Annotated in this window: 2 tRNA genes and 2 rRNA genes; all 4 read right to left on the bottom strand. The window is 48.3% G+C overall.

From position 1 onward, the window contains the following. A 23S ribosomal RNA gene (locus tag I6E86_RS13640) occupies positions 1-2,238 on the bottom strand; the annotation flags it as partial. A 350-nt stretch (positions 2,239-2,588) separates the two neighbouring features. Beyond that, a tRNA-Ala gene (locus I6E86_RS13635) sits at positions 2,589-2,664 on the bottom strand. Positions 2,665-2,673: 9 nt separating this feature from the next. After that, positions 2,674-2,750 (bottom strand) — tRNA-Ile (locus I6E86_RS13630). Between the two features lie 74 nt (positions 2,751-2,824). Then, positions 2,825-2,946, bottom strand: a 16S ribosomal RNA gene (locus I6E86_RS13625); the annotation flags it as partial.

The following is a 2,946-nucleotide window of genomic DNA, read 5'->3' as shown; positions in this document are numbered from 1 at the left end:
CTCTACGACCGATTTCCGACCGGTCTGAGCGCACCTTCGTACTCCTCCGTTACTCTTTAGGAGGAGACCGCCCCAGTCAAACTACCCACCATACATTGTCCTCGGTATTGTTATACCTGAGTTAGAACCCCAACATGACCAGGGTGGTATTTCAAGATTGGCTCCACCAAGACTAGCGTCTTGGCTTCAAAGCCTCCCACCTATCCTGCACAAGTCAGGTCAAAGTTCAATGTAAAGCTGTAGTAAAGGTTCACGGGGTCTTTCCGTCTAGCCGCGGGTACACAGCATCTTCACTGCGATTTCGATTTCACTGAGTCTCTGCTGGAGACAGCGCTGCCATCATTATGTCATTCGTGCAGGTCGGAACTTACCCGACAAGGAATTTCGCTACCTTAGGACCGTTATAGTTACGGCCGCCGTTTACTGGGGCTTCGATCAAGAGCTTCGCTTACGCTAACCCCATCAATTAACCTTCCAGCACCGGGCAGACATCACACCCTATACGTCCACTTTCGTGTTTGCAGAGTGCTGTGTTTTTAATAAACAGTTGCAGCAGCCTGGTATCTGCGACTGCCAGCAGCTCAAGGAGCGTGTCCTATCACCACCAACAGCGTACCTTCTCCCGAAGTTACGGTACCATTTTGCCTAGTTCCTTCAGCAGAGTTCTCTCAAGCGCCTTGGTATTCTCTACCTGATCACCTGTGTCGGTTTAGGGTACGATTCGTTTATAACTATTGCTTAGAAGCTTTTCCTGGAAGCATGGTATTTGCCACTTCACTGTACAAGTACAGCTTGCTATCAGATCTCAGCCATGTAGTAGCCCGGATTTACCTAAGCCACAAGCCTACATCCTTTCACCTGGACAACCAACGCCAGGCTGACATAACCTTCTCCGTCCCTCCATCGCATTATAAACAAGTATCAGAATATTAACTGATTTCCCATCGACTACGCCTTTCGGCCTCGCCTTAGGGGTCGACTCACCCAGCCCCGATTAACGTTGGACTGGAACCCTTGATCTTCCGGCGTGCGAGCTTTTCACTCGCATTATCGTTACTCACGTCAGCATTCGCTCTTGTGATACCTCCAGCATGCCTTACGACACACCTTCACAGGCTTACACAACGCTCCCCTACCACTTGAAAACAAATTCAAATCCGCAGCTTCGGCTCCTAGTTTGAGCCCCGTTACATCTTCCGCGCGGGCCGACTCGACTAGTGAGCTATTACGCTTTCTTTAAAGGATGGCTGCTTCTAAGCCAACCTCCTAGCTGTCTATGCCTTCCCACCTCGTTTCCCACTTAACTAGGAATTTGGGGCCTTAGCTGGCGGTCTGGGTTGTTTCCCTCTCCACAATGGACGTTAGCACCCACTGTGTGTCTCCCGGATATCACTCATCGGTATTCGGAGTTTGCATCGGTTTGGTAAGTCGGTATGACCCCCTAGCCGAAACAGTGCTCTACCCCCAATGGTGTTCGTCCGAGGCGCTACCTAAATAGCTTTCGGGGAGAACCAGCTATCACCGAGTTTGATTAGCCTTTCACCCCTATCCACAAGTCATCCCCTGGCTTTTCAACGACAGTGGGTTCGGTCCTCCGGTGTCTGTTACGACACTTTCAACCTGCTCATGGATAGATCACTCGGTTTCGGGTCTATACCCTGCAACTAAACGCCCTATTAAGACTCGGTTTCCCTACGGCTCCCCTAAACGGTTAACCTTGCTACAGAATATAAGTCGCTGACCCATTATACAAAAGGTACGCAGTCACCCCAATAAATTGAGGCTCCTACTGCTTGTACGCACACGGTTTCAGGTTCTATTTCACTCCCCTCACAGGGGTTCTTTTCGCCTTTCCCTCACGGTACTGGTTCACTATCGGTCAGTCAGGAGTATTTAGCCTTGGAGGATGGTCCCCCCATCTTCAAACAGGATTTCTCGTGCCCCGCTCTACTTAATATGTTAACGCTAATGTTTCGAATACAGGACTATCACCTACTACGGTCAGCTTTCCCACGCTGTTCTTCTACATTAGCATTAATCGGCTTCTCCCCGTTCGCTCGCCGCTACTAGGGGAATCTCATTTGATGTCTATTCCTAAGGGTACTGAGATGTTTCACTTCCCCTCGTTCGCTTCCTAATAAATTAGGATACCTACCTTATGGTAGGTGGGTTTCCCCATTNGTCTTTCATCGCCTCTGACTGCCAAGGCATCCACCATGTGCGCTTCATTACTTGACCATACAACCCCAAGTAGTCTCTCGACTTCTAAGTGTCATACAATCTAATTATGATAACGATATCACCTATGTTTATACGCTTGATTCAGTTCTCTTATTACTTTTTTAATAACTCACCCCTGGGATAACAACTGATGTCGTTAAGAGGTGAGTTATTAAGGTTAAGAGGTGCGCGTGAACACGCTCCTCCTAACCCAGACTCATATCTATGTTTTTAAATAGTTCCTGTATTCTCGTCGAATTACAGGTTCTGTATAAAACAGAAAGAAGTAATCTTGCCAATATAGGCGAATCACTTGTTTCTATTTAATACTATTAGCACTCAAAGCTTACTTACATCGTTTATAGTAGTGGTGGAGCCAAACGGAGTCGAACCGTTGACCTCCTGCGTGCAAGGCAGGCGCTCTACCAACTGAGCTATGGCCCCATTATAAAATGGTGGGTCTAAGTGGACTCGAACCACTGACCCCCGCGTTATCAACACGGTGCTCTAACCAGCTGAGCTACAGACCCAATTACGCTTAATAAACGTAAGCTTAAACTAAAGAACAACTTGTTGTGAATTCTTGCTGACCGAATGCCATCTATAAGGAGGTGATCCAGCCGCAGGTTCCCCTACGGCTACCTTGTTACGACTTCACCCCAGTCATCAACCACACCGTGGTGAACGCCTCCCCGAAGGTTAAGCTATCCACTTCTGGTGCAATCA

It is taken from the genome of Psychrobacter sp. SWN149 (genome assembly GCF_015864565.1).
GTDB lineage: Bacteria > Pseudomonadota > Gammaproteobacteria > Pseudomonadales > Moraxellaceae > Psychrobacter.
The sequence above is the reverse complement of the archived record's forward strand: the minus strand, read 5'-3'. Positions and strand labels throughout refer to the sequence as shown.